This window comes from Komagataeibacter sp. FNDCF1, from assembly GCF_021295335.1.
In the GTDB taxonomy this organism is placed as follows: domain Bacteria; phylum Pseudomonadota; class Alphaproteobacteria; order Acetobacterales; family Acetobacteraceae; genus Komagataeibacter.
This window is the reverse complement of sequence record NZ_JAIWOT010000001.1, coordinates 3,000,738-3,017,939: the sequence shown is the minus strand read 5'-3', so window position 1 is coordinate 3,017,939 and position 17,202 is coordinate 3,000,738. Positions and strand designations below refer to the sequence as shown.

The 17,202-nt window shown below is 66.9% G+C and carries 15 protein-coding genes; 6 read left to right on the top strand and 9 right to left on the bottom strand.

Going from position 1 to position 17,202, the window contains the following annotated elements:
* Position 1: 1 nt before the first annotated feature.
* The gene (gene cysE / locus LDL32_RS14275; RefSeq protein WP_370636706.1) at positions 2–868 is read right to left on the bottom strand and encodes a serine O-acetyltransferase; all 867 of its coding nucleotides are present in this window, start codon (positions 866–868) and stop codon (positions 2–4) included.
* Positions 869–928: 60 nt separating this feature from the next.
* Positions 929–2,161, bottom strand: coding sequence for a UbiH/UbiF/VisC/COQ6 family ubiquinone biosynthesis hydroxylase (locus LDL32_RS14270; RefSeq protein WP_233068000.1), 1,233 nt, complete (start codon positions 2,159–2,161; stop codon positions 929–931).
* 201 nt (positions 2,162–2,362) lie between these two features.
* Between LDL32_RS14270 and LDL32_RS14265 the strand changes: the two genes are divergently transcribed.
* Both LDL32_RS14265 and LDL32_RS14260 read left to right on the top strand, forming a co-directional pair.
* Complete coding sequence (locus tag LDL32_RS14265; protein ID WP_061274536.1) at positions 2,363–2,701, top strand: P-II family nitrogen regulator; 339 nt, start codon at positions 2,363–2,365, stop codon at positions 2,699–2,701.
* Between the two features lie 42 nt (positions 2,702–2,743).
* The gene (locus tag LDL32_RS14260; RefSeq protein WP_233067999.1) at positions 2,744–3,220 is read left to right on the top strand and encodes a hypothetical protein; all 477 of its coding nucleotides are present in this window, start codon (positions 2,744–2,746) and stop codon (positions 3,218–3,220) included.
* Between the two features lie 42 nt (positions 3,221–3,262).
* Here the strand turns inward: LDL32_RS14260 and LDL32_RS14255 are convergent, their stop codons facing one another.
* From LDL32_RS14255 to LDL32_RS14245, 3 genes are read right to left on the bottom strand one after another with little or no spacing between them, the layout of a single operon-like run.
* Positions 3,263–4,216: a retroviral-like aspartic protease family protein gene (locus LDL32_RS14255; RefSeq protein ID WP_233067997.1), complete on the bottom strand. Its 954-nt coding sequence runs from the start codon at positions 4,214–4,216 to the stop codon at positions 3,263–3,265.
* On the bottom strand, positions 4,216–5,172 hold the full coding sequence (pip, locus tag LDL32_RS14250) for a prolyl aminopeptidase (protein WP_233067995.1): 957 nt from the start codon (positions 5,170–5,172) through the stop codon (positions 4,216–4,218). Before pip ends, LDL32_RS14255 begins: the two co-directional genes overlap by 1 nt.
* A 12-nt stretch (positions 5,173–5,184) precedes the next feature.
* Complete coding sequence (locus tag LDL32_RS14245) at positions 5,185–6,162, bottom strand: tyrosine recombinase XerC (RefSeq protein WP_370636774.1); 978 nt, start codon at positions 6,160–6,162, stop codon at positions 5,185–5,187.
* Positions 6,163–6,287: 125 nt separating this feature from the next.
* On the opposite strand from LDL32_RS14245, the gene LDL32_RS14240 reads away from it, so the two are divergent.
* Positions 6,288–8,534 carry a primosomal protein N' gene (locus tag LDL32_RS14240; protein WP_233068938.1) on the top strand — a complete coding sequence of 749 codons (2,247 nt, stop codon included), beginning with the start codon at positions 6,288–6,290 and terminating at the stop codon, positions 8,532–8,534.
* 113 nt (positions 8,535–8,647) lie between these two features.
* On the opposite strand, the gene LDL32_RS14235 is transcribed toward LDL32_RS14240, so the two are convergent.
* Entirely contained in the window at positions 8,648–10,333 is a 1,686-nt protein-coding gene (locus tag LDL32_RS14235; RefSeq protein WP_233067991.1) for an NAD(P)/FAD-dependent oxidoreductase, read from the bottom strand.
* 162 nt (positions 10,334–10,495) lie between these two features.
* Here LDL32_RS14235 and LDL32_RS14230 point away from each other — a divergent pair, with 162 nt between their 5' ends.
* From LDL32_RS14230 to LDL32_RS14220, 3 genes are all read left to right on the top strand, one after another.
* The gene (locus tag LDL32_RS14230; RefSeq protein WP_233067989.1) at positions 10,496–11,602 is read left to right on the top strand and encodes a cation diffusion facilitator family transporter; all 1,107 of its coding nucleotides are present in this window, start codon (positions 10,496–10,498) and stop codon (positions 11,600–11,602) included.
* 22 nt (positions 11,603–11,624) lie between these two features.
* A complete protein-coding gene (locus LDL32_RS14225) occupies positions 11,625–12,527 on the top strand; it encodes a cation diffusion facilitator family transporter (protein ID WP_233067987.1) in 903 nt (300 codons plus the stop codon).
* Between the two features lie 174 nt (positions 12,528–12,701).
* A complete protein-coding gene (locus LDL32_RS14220; RefSeq protein ID WP_233068936.1) occupies positions 12,702–14,051 on the top strand; it encodes a chloride channel protein in 1,350 nt (449 codons plus the stop codon).
* Here LDL32_RS14220 and LDL32_RS14215 read toward each other — a convergent pair.
* Genes LDL32_RS14215 through LDL32_RS14205 form a run of 3 tightly spaced genes read right to left on the bottom strand, consistent with a single transcriptional unit; the run spans position 14,028 to position 17,192 of the window.
* Positions 14,028–15,071 (bottom strand): glycosyltransferase, encoded by a 1,044-nt coding sequence (locus tag LDL32_RS14215; RefSeq protein WP_233067986.1) that lies wholly within the window; start codon positions 15,069–15,071, stop codon positions 14,028–14,030. The two genes, LDL32_RS14220 and LDL32_RS14215, sit on opposite strands and share 24 nt — an antisense overlap.
* 40 nt (positions 15,072–15,111) lie before the next feature.
* Entirely contained in the window at positions 15,112–16,194 is a 1,083-nt protein-coding gene (locus tag LDL32_RS14210) for a WD40 repeat domain-containing protein (protein ID WP_233067983.1), read from the bottom strand.
* On the bottom strand, positions 16,191–17,192 hold the full coding sequence (locus LDL32_RS14205; RefSeq protein ID WP_233067982.1) for a GTP-binding protein: 1,002 nt from the start codon (positions 17,190–17,192) through the stop codon (positions 16,191–16,193). Before LDL32_RS14205 ends, LDL32_RS14210 begins: the two co-directional genes overlap by 4 nt.
* Positions 17,193–17,202 lie beyond the last annotated feature (10 nt).

Genomic DNA, 17,202 nt, shown 5'->3' with positions numbered 1-17,202 from the left:
TTCAGATGATATAGTCAAGGGGCGGCAGCATCTGGTCCATGGTGAAGGCGGGCAGGCTGGAATGCCGTGTGCCCACCGGGCGCGCCGGGTTGCCCACCACCGTGGTGTAGGGCGATACGGATTCGAGCACGATGGACCCGGCGCCCACCTTCGCTCCCTCGCCAATCTCGATATTGCCCAGGATCTTGGCCCCTGCCCCGATCAGCACCCCCCGGCGCACCTTGGGGTGGCGGTCACCCACGTTCTTGCCGGTCCCCCCCAGGGTCACGCCCTGCAGCAGCGAGACGTCATCCTCCAGCACCGAAGTCTCGCCAATCACGATCCCGGTGCCATGGTCAAGCAGGATGCGCCGCCCCAGCCGGGCAGCGGGATGGATATCCACGGCGAACAGTTCGGAACACCGGCTCTGCAGATGCAGGGCAAGATAGCTGCGCCCGTTATGCCAAAGCCAGTGCGCCACACGGTAACTCTGCACCGCGTGGTAGCCCTTGAAGAACAGGAATGGCGTGACGTATTCCGCCGTGGCGGGGTCACGCTCGCGTATGGCCACAAGGTCGGCCGCCGCCGCCGCCACGATATCGGGGTCGGCATCGAACACTTCCGTCACCAGTTCGGCCAGTGCGTCATCGGCGACCGAGCGATCGCCCAGCTTGCGCCCGATCAGGGCGGCCAGCGCGCCACGGAAGGAACCGTGGTTGCGGATGCCGGTGGCCAGCAGGCCCTTGACCAGCGGGTCGTTGCATCCGCACGCACCGCTCACGATTTCCTGCCACAGCGCATGGGGGTCGACATGCCCCAGCGTGGGCGGCAGTACGGGCTGCCGCATGCGGGAATTCACGGAAAGGGCAGCGGGCTGCTTTTCAGGCATGACAGATCCGTTCCGGCCATTTGGTCCTGTTGATACTTCTTCCTGCCGTGCGGCCGCCGCTCACAGCCCCATGGCGTGGCGGGCGAAGCTGCGGCGCAGTGGCGTGATGCGGTTGACGGTTGCAAGCCCCACGTCACGCGCCAGACGTAGCACGGGGTTATCGTTACCGAACAGCCGCTCCAGCGCATCGGTTGCGGCCAGCATCAGCATGTTGGCGGGGCGGCAGCGCGCCTGATAGGACCGCAGCACATCGGGTGCCCCCACATCGCTCCCACGCGCATGCACGCCCGCCAGGATATCGGTCATGGCGATGACATCGCGGAAGCCAAGGTTGAGTCCCTGCCCCGCAATGGGGTGGATGCCATGCGCCGCATCCCCCACCAGCGCCAGCCGCGTATCAACATAGCGCTGCGCGTACTGCGCGGAAAGCGGATAGACCCAGCGCTGTCCCACGGGGGTAACGGCGCCCAGCCACTCATCACCCATCCGGCGACGGATTTCATGGGCAAAGGCATCATGCGGCAGTTCGGCCAGACGGTGAGCCACCTTCTCGCTCTCGGTCCATACCAGGGCGGACAGGTCGGGATGCTCCGCCGTTCCCGCCATGGGTAGCTGGGCGAAGGGGCCTGCGGGCAGGAAATGCTCCAGCGCACGCCCCCCGTGCGGGCGTTCATGGGCCACGGCGCACACGATGCCGCACTGGTTGTAGGGCATGCGGGTGACGGGAATGCGCGCCTGCTCGCGCAGCGGGCTGCGCCGCCCTTCGGCCGCGACAACCAGGCGGGCATGGATCACGCGGCCGCTGGCGGTGCGGATTTCCGCCCCTTCGGGCCTGCGGGTCACGGTACCCTCATCGGGGGCGAATACATGCACGCCAGGCGTTGCGTGCAGGGTCGCGTTCAGCGCCACGCGCAGGGCACGCGCCTCGATCATGGCGCCAAAGGGCTGGTCAGCATCATCGGGGCCGAATTCAAGGAACAGGCGCGATGGCGGCCGCCCCGGCCTGCCATCGGTCACGCGGATCTCGCGGATGTCGCATGATGGCATGGGCAGGCGCTGCCACACGCCCGCCGCTTCCAGCAGGCGGCGCGAGCCCGCGGCAATGGCGTAGGCACGGCCATCAAAGGCCGGATGTTCCATGGGGGGAAGCGCCGCGCGGTCGATAATGGCGACCTGCATGCCGTCGGCCGCAAGGCGGCAGGCCAGTGTCGCCCCCACAGGCCCCGCGCCCACGATGCAGACATCGACCCCAAGGGCCCCGGATGCGGTGGAAGATGGCATGTTCGCGTTCATTTCGTTTCCTGTTCTGACCCGGTCGGCATGACAGCCCAACGGATTTACTCCGCCGGGGCGGGGACACACAAGCATGCTTGCCGATATGGGCCATGCGAAGGCGGATGACATGCGTCACCCGATCAGGGTATAGACGGAGCGGTTACCCTTATCCTTCACATACGGTCAGCCGGCCGGACAGCAAAATGGAGACCCGGTGAGATGAAGCTTGTCACAGCCATCATCAAGCCTTTCAAGCTCGACGACGTGCGCGAGGCCCTGACCCCACTGGGGATACAGGGTCTGACCGTATCGGAAGTCAAGGGCTTTGGCCGCCAGAAAGGACAGACCGAAATCTATCGCGGCGCGGAATACCATGTGAGTTTCCTGCCCAAGATCAAGATCGAGGTCGCCGTGACCGACGAACTGGTCGAGCAGGCCGTGGAAACCATTCTCGAAGCCGCCCATACCGGCAAGATCGGTGATGGCAAGATCTTCATTTCCCCGCTTGACAGCGTCATCCGCATCCGCACGCGCGAGACGGGCGACAGCGCGCTTTAAGCCTGCCTTTTCCTTCCCATCATTTCAGGACCAGCCACCATCATGCCTTCATCCTTCCGCTTCAAGATTGCAGCCACTTCCCTGCTCGCGCTCGCCATGTCCGCCAGTGCGGCCCAGGCGCGTGACACATCCAAGGCCTGCCACCAGAAATTCGCCACCGCCCGCACGGCTGGCAGCCTGAACGGCCAGAGCTACAAGGAATTCAAGGCCGCCCAGTGCGGCGATGCGGCCACAAGCGAGGCAACGACCAAACCGGCCGAAAGCCCCGCGGCGGCCCCTGTCCCGGCCAGACCCGCCGCACCGGCCGCCGCGACCGCGGCACCCGCTGCTGCCACCACCGCGACGATGCCCACCGCCATCGCTGAAAAATACAGCAAGGAACCGGCAGGCAAGGCCCGCATGCACACCTGTCTTGACCAGTATAATGCCAACAAGGCCACCAATGCCAATGGCGGCCTGCGCTGGATCCAGAGCGGCGGCGGCTACTACAGCGTGTGCAACAGCAAGCTGAAGGGCTGAGTATCCCGTCCGGCCCGGCTCATGCCCCGGGGCCGGTAAGGATCAGCCACCCGGCCGCCGCGCGGGGCGGACGAAGGTCTGGTTCGTGGCGTAGGATATCCAGACCCGGTGGCTGGCGAACCAGTCCGAACCCAGCAGCATTTCCAGATGCTCCCGCAGGGGGGCCACGGTCAGCGTGACATTGCGCTCAAGCTCGTGGCCAACCTGCAGGCTGGCAAAACGGTGCCAGTGATACACATCCTTGTGCCCGTCCACACTGGCGGTCACGCCGCCGGGGTCACGCTCGAGTTCTGACTGGCTGATCCCTGCGCGGTGCGCGATATCGGGCGAGACGATACGCGAGCGCGCCCCGCTGTCCAGCAGGGCCGTGACAGGCCTGCCCGCCAGCAGTACCTCCAGCAGGAAACGGTTGTCCTGCCTGCGCAGCGGCAGCGTTTCATACGGTCCATCCCATGCTGGTGGCGGCGCGCAGGCCATGGAACGGTGCTGGATGTTCCACAGTGTCAGCGTACCACCCGCCACGTCCATGTCCAGATCGAAGCGCGACAGGATGTCCCCCCCCAGCAGCCCCGCCACGGGGGGATGGATCATCGGCTGGCCGGGCAGTTCGCCCACCGGCACGGAGCGGGCGCCAAAATCCACCCCACCGACCCGCAGGTCGGGCACGATGGCGTTGGGGGTAGCCTGCGCCACGCCGCCGGTGCCATGCACGACCGTCTCATGCTCCGGGTCCAGCCGCAGGCGCAGGTAGCCCACCATGTCCGGCGTGAGCAGGCCGCCATCGGAGCCGGTATCCACCAGCGCGCTCAGGCTGTGCCCCGCGATGCTGACCACGATGGACAGATAGCCCCCGTCATCACGCAGCGGCACCTGGGCCACGCGCTCATGGTTGCACAGCCGGGGCGCATCCTGCGCCATGCCATGGGCCGCTGGCAGCAGCCCCCCCACCAGCACGGCCAGAAGGCGGCGCGCGAACCGGGCCCCGGAACCGGCCATCAGGCCAGGTGCCGGGCCATGGCGTCCGTCGCTGCCAGCAGGGCGGACTGGATGCCGGGTTCGGTCATGGCGTGGCCTGCAATGTCGACCAGCTGGAAATCCGCCTCCGGCCAGGCGCGGTGCAGGTCCCACGCCGTGCGCACGGGGGTCGCGATATCGTAGCGCCCCTGCACGATCACGGCGGGAATATGGCGGATACGATCGACATCGCGGATCAGCTGGCCTTCCTCCAGCCAGCCGGCATTGACGAAGTAATGGTTTTCAATACGCGAAAATGCCAGCGCGTAACGCGGGTCGGCATGGCGCATCACGGTGCCCTGGGCGGGGCGCAGGGTAATGGTGCGCCCTTCCCACATGCTCCACGCGACGGCGGCCTTCATCTGTTCCTCCGCGTCGCTGCCGGTCAGGCGGCGGTTGTAGGCGGCCATCAGGTCCGTGCGCTCGGCAGGGGGAATGGGGGCCAGGAACTGCTCCCACAGGTCGGGGAACAGCCATGATGCCCCATCCTGATAATACCACAGCAGTTCCGCGCGCCGCAGGGTGAAGATGCCGCGCATGACCAGCGCGCTGACCCGCTGCGGATGCGCCTGCGCGTAGGCCAGCGCCAGCGTGGACCCCCATGACCCGCCAAACACCATCCACGATTCCGCCCCCGTCAGCACGCGTAGCCGCTCGATATCGGCCACGAGATGCCACGTGGTGTTGTTCTCGAGCGAGGCATGCGGGGTGGAGCGTCCGCAGCCACGCTGGTCGAACAGCAGGATACGGTAGCGCGCGGGATCGAACATCTGGCGCTGGAAGGCCGAACACCCGCCACCGGGGCCGCCATGCAGGAACACGACGGGAATGCCGTCCGGATTGCCGCACAGTTCCCAGTAGACGCGATGCCCCTCGCCCGTATCAAGCCAGCCGTGATCGTATGGGTCGATCGGGGGATAGGCGAACCGCTGGGGCATGGGTATTCCTGTTCAATGTGCTGTATCGGTGGCATGCGGATGGGCGCGTGTCCAGACATCCATCAGCCGCGCCTCGTCGGCAAGGGTATAGCGCTGGGTGGTGGACAGGCTGGCATGGCCAAGCAGGTCCTGTATCACGCGCAGGTCGGCCCCCCCTTCCATCAGGTGGGTGGCGAATGAATGCCGCAGCGCGTGCGGGGTTGCATGATCGGGCAGGCCCGCCATGTGCCGCCATGTACGCATGGCGCGCTGGGCAATGCCCGCCTGCAGCCGCCCGCCCCGCACGCCCACGAACAGCGGCGCATCCGCCTGCGGCAGCGGGTGCACCCCACGCCAGCGCGCAAGTGCCGCCATGACCTGCGGCAGCACCGGCACCATGCGTTCCCTGCCCCCCTTGCCCTGTATGCGCAGCACGCCGTCACCCTTTGCCGCGTCCCCCAGTGCCCGCGCGTGGTCAAGGTCATGCACGTTCAGCCCCAGCGCCTCCGAAATGCGCAGCCCGCAGCCATACAGCAGCATGAACAGGGCGCCGTCACGCACCCGGGCCATGGGGGTATGGGCAATATCGGCAATACCTTCGGGCACCTCCAGCGCCTGCACGGCTGGCAGCGGGCGCGGCAGCGGGCGGCGGGTGCGCGGGGCTGCCAGCAGGCCGGGGGCGGGATTGTCCACCCCATGATGGCGCGCAAGGTAGCGGTAGAAGGAACGCAGGGCCGAAACCCGGCGCGCCCGGGTACGGGCGGCACGGTCCTGCGTGGTGGCTCGCCTGCCGCCCAGGGCCTGCGCATGTTCATGTGCAAGCCACGCCCGCAGGTCGACCAGCGACAGCCCGGCCAGTGCGGCCAGGTCCGGCTCGGCCCCCAGATGACCGGTCAGGAACGATACGAAGCGGTTCAGGTCGCCACGATAGGCCTCAAGCGTAAGGGGGGCCGCCCGGCGTTCGGTTTCCATCCAGTGCAGAAAGGCGTCACGCGCCCCGGTTGCCATCATATGCTCGGCCATCGTGCGCCCTGCCCCCTGCTGTTCCCACGTCCCTGCCGGACTGCCCGGCCCGCATACGCATCACGCATGCGCAATGGACAAGACACGGGCGATGCATGACGGTAGAAAAACCCATGCCGCACCGCAATCCCATACAGACGGACCTGCTGCCCCCCGCCACCACGGACGGGCGCGTGCGGGTCATGCTCACCCTGCCCTTTGCCGGGCCGCTGGACTACCTGCTGCCGCCCCGGCTGGCCGGCGCCGGACCGGGGGACATCGTGACCGTGCCGCTGGGCCGCCGCACGGAAACGGGGGTGATATGGGATGCCACATCCCGCCTGCCGCCCGAATTCACGCCGCCTGCACAAAAGGACGTACCCGCCAGCCGCCTGAAACCCGTGGCGGCACGGCTTGACCTGCCGCCGCTGCCCGCCCAGCTGCGCCAGTTCGTGGACTGGGTGGCGGCCTATACCCTGTCACCACCGGGGATGGTACTGGCCATGGCGCTGCGGGCCAATGCGCTCGCCCCCCTGCCCCGGCCCGCCACGGGCTGGGTCGCGGCTGCGGACATGCCGGCCGGACTGCGCCTGACACCCGCGCGCCAGAAAGTGCTGGACAGCGCCACGACGGCACTGCCCGCGGCGGAACTGGCACGTCGCGCCGGGGTCGGGGCCGCCGTGGTCCGCGGGCTTGCGCAGGCAGGGGCCCTGACGGCGGTGGAAATCCTTCCCCCACCGCCCTTTGCCCTGCCCGAGCCCGCCCATTGCCCACCACAACTGGAAGGCGAGCAGGCCGATGTGGCCACCCAACTGCGCGCGCGGGTGGAAGAAAACGATTTTTCCATCACCCTGCTGGAAGGGGTGACCGGGTCGGGCAAGACCGAGATCTACATGGAAGCCATTGCCGCGTGCATCGCATCCGGCAGGCAGGCGCTGGTGCTGCTGCCCGAAATCGCCCTGTCCGCCCAGTGGACGGGCCGCTTCGCACGCCGTTTTGGTGCCCAGCCCGCCCTGTGGCATTCCGACCTGGGCGCGCGGCTGCGCAGGATTACGTGGCGGGCGGTAGCCGACGGCACGGCGCGGGTCGTGGTGGGCGCGCGCTCGGCGCTGTTCCTGCCGTTTGACCGGCTTGGCCTGATCATTGTGGATGAGGAGCACGAAACCGCCTTCAAGCAGGAAGATGGCGTAACCTACCATGCGCGCGACATGGCGGTGGTGCGCGCGCGCATGAGCCATGCGCCAGTGGTGCTGGTTTCGGCCACACCCAGCCTTGAAAGCCTGGCCAATGTGGGCGCGGGCCGCTACCGGCACCTGAAGCTGAATGCGCGGCACGGCAATGCCAGCATGCCGGATGTCCAGACACTGGACATGCGCGCCGACCCGCCGGAACGCGGGCTGTTCCTCTCCCCCGTGCTGACGGGTGCGATCAACGATGCGGTGGGCCGGGGGGAGCAGGCGATGCTGTTCCTCAACCGCCGGGGCTATGCGCCGCTTACGCTGTGCCGCACCTGTGGCCACCGCATGCAGTGCCCCAACTGCACCGCGTGGCTGGTGGAACACCGCGCGCGCCATATCCTGACCTGCCACCATTGCGGGTATGACGAGCCCATTCCCCAGACCTGCCCCCAATGCGCCGATGCCGACAGCCTGACCCCCATCGGCCCCGGCGTGGAGCGCATAACAGAGGAAGCGCGCGCCACATTCCCCGATGCCCGCATTCTGGTCATGGCCAGCGATACGCTCAATGGCCCCGCCGCCACCGCCGCCGCCGTGGAGCGCATAGCACAGCGCGAGATCGACCTTGTGATCGGCACCCAGATCGTGGCCAAGGGCTGGCATTTCCCGCATCTGACGCTGGTGGGAATCGTGGATGCGGACCTGGGGCTGGGGGGGGGCGACCTGCGGGCATCCGAGCGCACGGTGCAACTGCTCCATCAGGTAGCGGGCCGCGCGGGCCGCGCCGAAGCGCCGGGGCGCGTCCTGCTTCAGAGCTACGTGCCCGACCACCCGGTCATGCAGGCGCTGGTATCAGGCGATTTTGCCAGTTTCATGCAGCAGGAGGCCGAACAGCGCCGCCCCGGCTTCTGGCCGCCCTATGGCCGGCTGGCCGCCGTGATCGTGAGTGCCGAGATGCCCGATGCGGCCGACATGACCGCCCGCGCGCTGGGGCAGAACGCTCCGCAGATGGATGGCGTGCAGGTGCTGGGCCCCGCCCCTGCGCCACTGGCCATCCTGCGCGGGCGGCACCGCTTCCGCCTGCTGCTGCGCGCGCGGCGCAACATTGCGGTGCAGCCGATCATGCGTGAATGGCTGTCGCGCGTGAAGCCAGAGCGCGGGGCGCGGATTGACGTGGATATCGACCCGGTCTCGTTCCTGTAAGGAACGGGACGATTTAAAATAAAGGCGTTTTCGGGTGCCGTCTTTTTTCAAAAAGACGGCGTTCTTCGAAGCTTTTTGAAAAAAGCTTCACCAAAAACTTCTGTCCGTTTTTATTACTGCGCTTCCGTCGCATGCGTCATGCCGCGCTGGAGCGCCTGCTCCACCTTGCGGCCTGCCAGCGACAGGGCCACGGCTTCGGCAATGCGGATGCCATCAATCCCGGCAGACAGGATGCCACCGGCATAGCCCGCCCCCTCACCCGCCGGGAACAGGCCGCGCACGTTGATGCCCTGCCCATCCACCCCGCGCGGAATGCGCAGGGGCGATGATGTGCGTGTCTCCACCCCGGTCATGACCGCATCACGCATGGAAAAACCGGCCAGCCTGCGATCAAAATGGGGCAGCGCCTCACGTATCGCCTCAATGGCAAAAGCCGGCAGGCAGCGCGTAAGGTCGGTAGGTGTCACGCCGGGGCGGTAGGATGGCACGACATCGCCCAGTGTGGTGGAGGGCCTGCCATCAAGGAAATCACCCACCGTCTGCACGGGCGCGAAATAGGCGCCGCCACCAGCCTCGTACGCCCTGCGTTCCCATTCGCGCTGGAAGGCAATGCCCGCCAGCGCGCCGCCGGGATAATCCTGCTCCGGTGTTACGCCCACCACGATGCCCGCATTGGCATTGCGCTCGGCGCGGGAATACTGGCTCATGCCGTTGGTCACCACCTGTCCCGGCTCCGATGTCGCGGCCACCACCGTGCCGCCGGGGCACATGCAGAAGGAATAGACCGCACGGCCATTGCTGGCATGGTGCACCAGCCTGTAATCGGCCGCACCCAGTCCGGGCACGGGTTCGGGCCGGTGATAGCGCGCGGTATTGATGACGGATTGCGGATGCTCGATGCGCACCCCGATGGAGAACGGCTTGGCCACCATGGCCACGCCCGCCGCGTGCAGGGATTCAAACGTATCCCGCGCGCTGTGGCCTATGGCCAGCACCACGTGGTCGGTCACAACCTCCGTCCCGTCAGCCAGGCGCAGGGCGGCGATGCGCTGGCCGCCTGCTCCGTCACCCCGCATCACGAAATCGCTCACATGCGCGCCAAAGCGGTATTCGCCGCCAAGGGATTCGATCTCGGCACGGATATGCTCCACCATCGCGACCAGACGGAAGGTACCGATATGGGGGCGGGAGAGGTATTCGATCTCCTCCGGCGCACCGGCGCGCACGAATTCCGCCAGTACCTTGCGCCCGTAATGGCGCGGGTCGCTGACCTGGCTGTACAGCTTGCCATCGGAAAAGGTTCCGGCCCCCCCTTCGCCAAACTGCACATTGCTCTCCGGTGTCAGGATGGATTTACGCCACAGGGCGAAGGTATCGACCGTGCGCTCACGCACCACCTTGCCACGTTCGAGCACCAGCGGGCGCAGGCCCATCTGTGCCAGTACCAGCGCGGCCATGAGCCCGCACGGACCGGCCCCGATCACCACCGGTCGTTTAAAGCCGGGCCGGGCGGCAATCTGCGCCCCATCGTCAATGACACGATGGTAGGCGGTATCGGGCGCGGGCATGATGTCACGCGCATCCGCATGGGCGGCCAGCACCGCCGCCTCGTCCGTCACCGCGCAGTCCACCGTGTAGACCAGCATGATCCGGCTGCGCCGGCGTGCATCATGCCCGCGGCGGAACACGCTGATCTGGCCTACATCTCCGGCTGCGATACCCAGCCGTTCAGTCACGGCATGGCGCAGGGCATCCTCCGCATGGCCAAGGGGCAGGCGCAGTTCGGTCAGTCGGATCATCGGGTCATGTTTCCTGTGGCAGTGGGAACCCGGGCATGGGCCGTTCGGGTGGCTTATCACGGCCCATGCCCGCGCAAAACGTGCTAAGTACTGGTGACAGCGCTTAACCTTCTGCTAGGAAGGCCGCGTTACCCTTGCTTTCCTGCAGATGGACACAGCCCCATGGGCGCATGCCAACACAATCATGGCCATGACGGCCATGCCCATACGGTCGCGCATGACCATGTGCATGACGGCGGCACGACCCATGACCATGCCGGACATGACCATGATGGCCATGACCCCGCAGGTGACGCACATGACGGCCATGACCACACGGGCCATGACTGCGGGCATGACCATGGGCATGGCGGGCTGTTCGGCCACCATCACGTGCATGCCCCCGCATCCTACGGGCGGGCATTCGCCATCGGGATTGCCCTCAACCTTGTCTATGTGATCGGGGAAGCGGCATGGGGCGTGCGCAGCCATGCGCTCTCGCTGCTGGCGGATGCGGGGCACAACCTGTCCGACGTGCTGGCGCTGGGAGCGGCGTGGCTGGCCGAAGTGCTGTCCCGCCGCTCCCCCACCGCCACTTTCACCTACGGGCTGCGCCGGTCTTCCATCCTCGCGGCCCTGGGCAATGCCGTGGCCCTGCTGGTGGTGACCGGCGGGATCATGTGGGAAGCCGTGCAGCGCCTTGTCCACCCGCACCCGGTGGCCGGTGTCGCGGTGATGGTGGTGGCGGGCATCGGCATTGTGGTGAACGGGCTTACGGCGCTGCTGTTCGCAAGCGGCGGCAGGAAGGACCTCAACCTGCATGGCGCATTCCTGCACATGGCGTCGGACGCGCTGATGTCGCTGGCCGTGGTGGCGGGCGGCGGCGTGATCCTGCTGACGGGGTGGCTGCGAATCGATCCCGCCATCTGTCTTGTCGTCTCGCTGTCCATCATCGTGGCCACGTGGTCGCTCCTGCGGGATTCGCTGGACATGGCGCTGGACCGCGTGCCGCGCGGCATCGACCCGGCACAGGTGGCCACCTTCCTGCGCACGCTGCCCGGCGTGTGCGACCTGCATGACCTGCATATCTGGCCGATCAGCACGACCGAGACGGCACTGACCGTACACCTTGTGCGTGACGCGCGTGAAAGCGGCCACCCGGCGGAAGGGCTGCTGAATCTGGCCGCGCGCGAACTGAATGAACGCTTTGGCATCGTGCATCCCACGTTGCAGATCGAGACCCTGAGCGATGCCGATATCTGCATTCTCGCCAGTGCCCATACCGTCTGAAGACAAGGATCGCCCGTCAGGCATGTTCGCGAAAACCGATACCAAGATCCTGGCCGCGTGGTGCAGCGTTGCGGTCAGCCTCATCGCCCTCGGCATGAAATACGCGGCATGGCGGGTCACGGACAGCATCGCACTGTATTCGGATGCGGTGGAGACGATCATCAACGTGGTCTCCGCCGTGGCGGGGCTGTGGGCGCTGCGGGTGGCCAGCCTGCCGCCCGACCACAACCACACCTATGGCCATTACAAGGCCGAATACCTGTCCGCCGTGGCGGAAGGGGTACTGGTTGTCATAACCTCCATCACCATCGCGCATGAGGCATGGATCGGGTTCCGGCACATGCATGCGCCCGAGGATTCGCTGCTGGGCATAAGCCTGAATGGCGGGGCGGGGCTGCTCAATCTGGGGTGGGGCGTGCTGCTGCTGCGGCTGGGGCGGGCGCACCATTCGCCCGCACTGGTGGCAGGCGGGCACCATGTGCTGTCCGATGTGTGGACCTCCGCCGTGCTGATCTGCGGTTTCATCCTGATACCGCTGACCGGCTGGCTGTGGCTCGACCCGCTGCTGGCGGCCATGATCTCGCTCAACGTGCTGCGCACGGGGTGGGAGATGATGCGGACCTCGATTGCGGGACTGATGGATGAGGCCCCCAATTCGGAAACGCTGGCCGAGATCCGTTCCATCATCTCCCACACTGCCACCGGGGCGATGGAGGCGCATGACATCCGCGCGCGCATCGTGGGGGCAATGACCTTCATCGAATTCCACCTTGTGGTGCCCGGCACCATGAGCGTGGAAGACGCCCACCATATCTGTGACCGCGTGGAGGCCGGGCTGCGTGCGGGCGTGGGCCAGGCGCTGATCAACATCCATGTCGAACCCGAGCGCAAGGCCAAGCATACCGGTGTCCTGGTACTGCCCTGATCCCCTGCCGATATCCGCGGGCCTGCCCCGCGTGGACATGACGGGCTGGCCTGCGATAAATACCACCCTTGTTCCGCAACCCGACTGCTACCCCCCTGTTTATCTGTCAGTGCTGTTGCTGAAAGTTCCCTGCCGGTCATGCGAACCGACCTAACCGAGATCCGCCGGCGGCACATGCGCCACCTGCGCCGTTCCGCCCGTATCACCACCGAGCAGTGGCGGCGCAAGCTGGCATGCTGGGCGGCTGCCGTGATTGTGGGCGTGGTGGCCGTGGGCTTTGCCATGGCGGCCGATGCCGCGGCCACGCTGCGCAATCATATCATCGCCATCAGTCCATGGATCATGCTGGCCCTGACCCCTGCGGGGCTGGCGCTGTCCACATGGCTCACGCGCACATGGTTCCGGGGGGCGCAGGGCAGCGGCATACCGCAGACCATCGCCACCCTGCACCTTGAAAACTTCGCCATCATCGACCGGCTGCTCTCGCTGCGGGTGGCTGCGGGCAAGATCGTGCTGACCACGCTGGGGCTGGTGGCGGGCGGCTCCATCGGGCGTGAGGGGCCGAGCGTGCAGATCGGCGCGGCCATCATGCATGCCTGCGGGCGGTGGCTCAACCTGTCCACCGTCAGCATGCGGCGCGGGCTGATCCTGGCGGGGGGGGCCTCGGGCGTATCAGCGGCGTTCAACACGCCGCTGGCCGGGATCGTCTTCGCCATCGAGGAACTCAGCCATTCGTTCGAGCAGCGCACCAGCGGCACCATGCTGACCGGCGTGATCCTGTCGGGTGTGACCGCCATCGCACTGGTAGGCAATTACAGCTATTTCGGCCACACGGACGTGGTGGTGCCGATTGGCATAAGCTGGATCGCGGTGCCGACCTGCGGCATTCTGGGCGGGATTGGCGGCGGGGTGTTTTCCGCCATCCTGATCCGCGCAACCCGTGGCCTGCCCGGGGGGCTGGGGCGGTTTGCACGCGGCAGGCCGGTGGCGTTTGCCGCCAGCTGCGGGCTGCTGCTGGCGGTGATCGGCATCGCATCGGACGGCATCACCTACGGCACGGGCTATGAACAGGCGCATGAAATCATCGAAGGCAGGACGCACTATCCGGCTTCCTTCTTCATCCTGAAGTTCATCGCCACCATCATTTCCTACTGTTCGGGCATTCCGGGGGGGCTGTTCGCGCCCTCGCTCGCCATCGGGGCGGGTTTTGGCGGCTGGGTGGCGCAGTTCCTGCCGCACACCACGCCGGGCGCCGTGGTGCTGCTGGGCACGGTGGCCTATTTCTCCGCCGTGGTGCAGTCACCGCTTACGGCATCGGTCATCGTGATGGAAATGTGTGACAACCAGCAGGTCACGCTGGCACTTCTGGCCACATCCTTCCTGGCCTACGGCGTCTCGCGCATGATCTGTTCGCAGCCACTCTATGCCGCACTGGCCGAGGCGTTTCTGGATGGCATGGCCACGGCGCCCCGCGCGCCCACGCCACCCCCGGCCGCGCCGCTATCCGCCCCCGCCGTGCGCTGACAGCACGCGGCCATACAGGTCCAGCCACTGGCGGGTCACGGCCTGCGGGGTGAAACGCGCCGTGTATTCCTGCCTGCCGCCCGCCACGATGCGCGCGGCCAGAGCCGGGTCATCCAGCACCCGCCGCAGGGCCGCCGCCAGTGCCTGCGCATCATCAACGGGCACCAGCATGCCGTTGTGCCCGTCACGCACATGGGCGCGCGGGCCTGCCGCGGCACAGGCCACCAGCGGCACATCCGCCGACCAGGCATCAAGGATGACAGTACCAAACGGCTCGTAACGCGAGGGCAGGACACAGATATCCGCCGCCGCCAGCAAGGCCCCCCGGTCGGTGCGCCAGCCAAGGAAATGCACCCGCCGCGCCACCCCCAGCCGCGCCGCCCGTGCCGCAAGGGCCGTGCGCAGTTCCCCCTCGCCCGCCAGCCAGACATGGCAGTCCGGCAGGTCAGGCAGGGTGTCGAGCAGCGTTTCCAGTCCCTTGGCCGGGTGCAGGCGCGAGAGCACCAGCAGTACACGGGCATCGGCCGGGGTATCAAGGGACTGCCGGCTGACCGGCGACGCCGGTGTGACGGAAGAAAAAGTGGGAATATAGGCAACCCGGTCCGCCGGTGCGCCCCGTTCGCGCATGGATCGTGCCATGTCCGGCGTACAGCCCACGAACCAGTCACAATGCGCGAAGGGACGCAGGTCCTTGTAATTGCCGAACCAGCCGATGACCGGCACGCCTGCATGCGCGGGCACCAGTTCCGCCGCGCGGCGCAGCCAGCAGTGAATCAGGTCGGGCCGCATGCGCGTGATCAGCCTGCGCATGGCATGGCGGGCCAGCGGGCGGAGGGGAAAGCGCAGGGGCGCGGTTTCCACCGCCACCCCCCGCGCACGCATTTCGTCCAGTCGGGGGGATGCCGGATGCAGCACGGCGCATTGCGCAGCTCCCGCCGCCTGCAGGCCCAGCATGACATCGGTGGCATAAAGCTCCGCCCCGCCATTGCCGCGTGCCGCCATGACATGAAGCACGCGCATGCGCCCGCTCCCCCTTTCCCGTCCGTGGTCGGAGCGCTGCCTAATGCGCCGCCAGATCCACCACGGCGACGCGGCCATCTTCCGTGCCGAAGGCAAGGCCACACCCGTCCGGGCTGAAGGCCAGCGCCGAAACCGGCTCCCCCCCACCCATGCAGACAGGCAGGACGCGCTGCGCCCCGGTATCGACCATCAGCACCGAACCATCGGCAAAGCCCGCGGCCACGATGTCATGCAGCGGGTGGCAGGCGACGCGGGTGCACACCACGCCGGGAATGCCGCCAGCCTCGGCCGGGGGCTTGCCCATCGGGCCGCCACCGAAGAACGGCCACATGACAACCGTGTCGGCGCCGCTGGTCACCAGCCACTTGCCATTGCGCGTGAACGCCATGGACTGCACCTTGGACGGATAACCGCTCATGCGCATGTTGTGCCCGTCCGACAGGCGCCAGCCATGCAGTTCCGATTCCTGCATCGATGTCACCAGCGCCTCTCCGGCGGGATGGATGGCAATGCCGATATGGCTGCCCTTCCATTCCAGCGGGCGGACGGTATCCACCTTCGCCTGCACGAACCACATCGACGCGCCATTGTAATGCGAGGCCGCGATGCGCTTGCCCTTGGCATCAAACACGATGCCGCTGACGGTGGAGGGGTGCTCCAGCACCTTGAGCGTGGCCTGCCCGCCCGCGTCACGCAGTTCGACCTGCCTGCCGGACGCGAAGGCGATCACGCCCCCCTTGCCCCTGTCATCACACCATGTGGTGACGTGCTCTATCCAGCGGCGGCCGCGCACCAGGTCGCTTACGCTGCCATCGGCCCCGATCCGGCGCAGGGTGCTGTCATCACCGCCGGTCAGGAAGCCGGTGGGCGCGGCATCGGCGGCAATGGCCAGGATCGCACCGTCATGCACGGTCTGGACATTCCATGCATCCGACCGGCCCCAGTCCGCCCGGTCGGCCAGAACGACATCGCCTTCCCCCGTGACAAAGGCGACCTGCTGGCTGTCACGCGAGATGGCGCAGCCGGTAATCTGGCCTTCAAGCTGGCGTATGGCCCCCCGGCGTTCAAGCAGGGTGGGGCCCATGGCGTCACTGCCCATGGTATCGTTCACGGTATCGCTCATTTCGCGCGGCAGCTTTCAAAACCCCGGCGAAGCTGCGGGCGGTTGAGGTTCCGGCCAATGAAGACGAGGCGCGAGACACGGGGTTCCCCTTCCTTCCACGGGCCGATGAAATCACCATCCGCCATCATGTGCACGGCCTGAAAGGCGAAGCGCCGGTCCTCTCCCGCATAGTTCAGGATGCCCTTGGCGCGCAGGATGTCAGCCCCCTGCTCCTGCAGCACCGCACCGATCCATGCCTGGAATTTGGCGGCGTCCAGCGGCTCCTCCACTTCATAGGAGAGCGATGTCACGTCCGCCTCATGCGAATGGCTGGTATCTTCAAGGAAGTGCGGCGCGTGTTCCAGTGCGCGCTGCAGGTCGAAGCCGCCCTGATCCAGCACATCGGACAGGGGCACGTCGCCACGCTGCGCGCGGTGGATGCGGGCCACCGCGTTGATGGAGCGGATGCGCTTTTCGATCGCCTCAAGCCCCGCTTCATCCACAAGGTCGGTCTTGTTGAGGATGATCACATCGGCAAAGGCGATCTGGTTCACCGCCTCGGGGCTTTCTTCCAGCGTCTGGATGACGTTGTAGGCATCCACCACCGTGACCACGGCATCGAGCCGGGTCCTGCCGCGCACGTCCTCATCGACAAAGAAGGTCTGCGCCACCGGGGCGGGATCGGCCAGCCCCGTGGTCTCGACAATGATGCCATCAAATCTGGCGCGGCGCTTCATCAGGTTGCCAAGGATGCGGATCAGGTCGCCGCGCACGGTGCAGCAGATGCAGCCGTTGTTCATCTCGAACACTTCCTCATCGGCATCCACCACGAGGTCGTTGTCTACGCCAAGCTCCCCGAACTCATTCACCACCACCGCATATTTGCGGCCATGCTGGGCGGTCAGGATATGGTTGAGCAGCGTGGTCTTGCCCGCACCCAGAAAACCCGTCAGCACCGTAACCGGCACGAGGGCATTCTGGGCTGCGGCATCCGGTGCTGCCTGAACGGTATCGGACATGTGGCCTCCA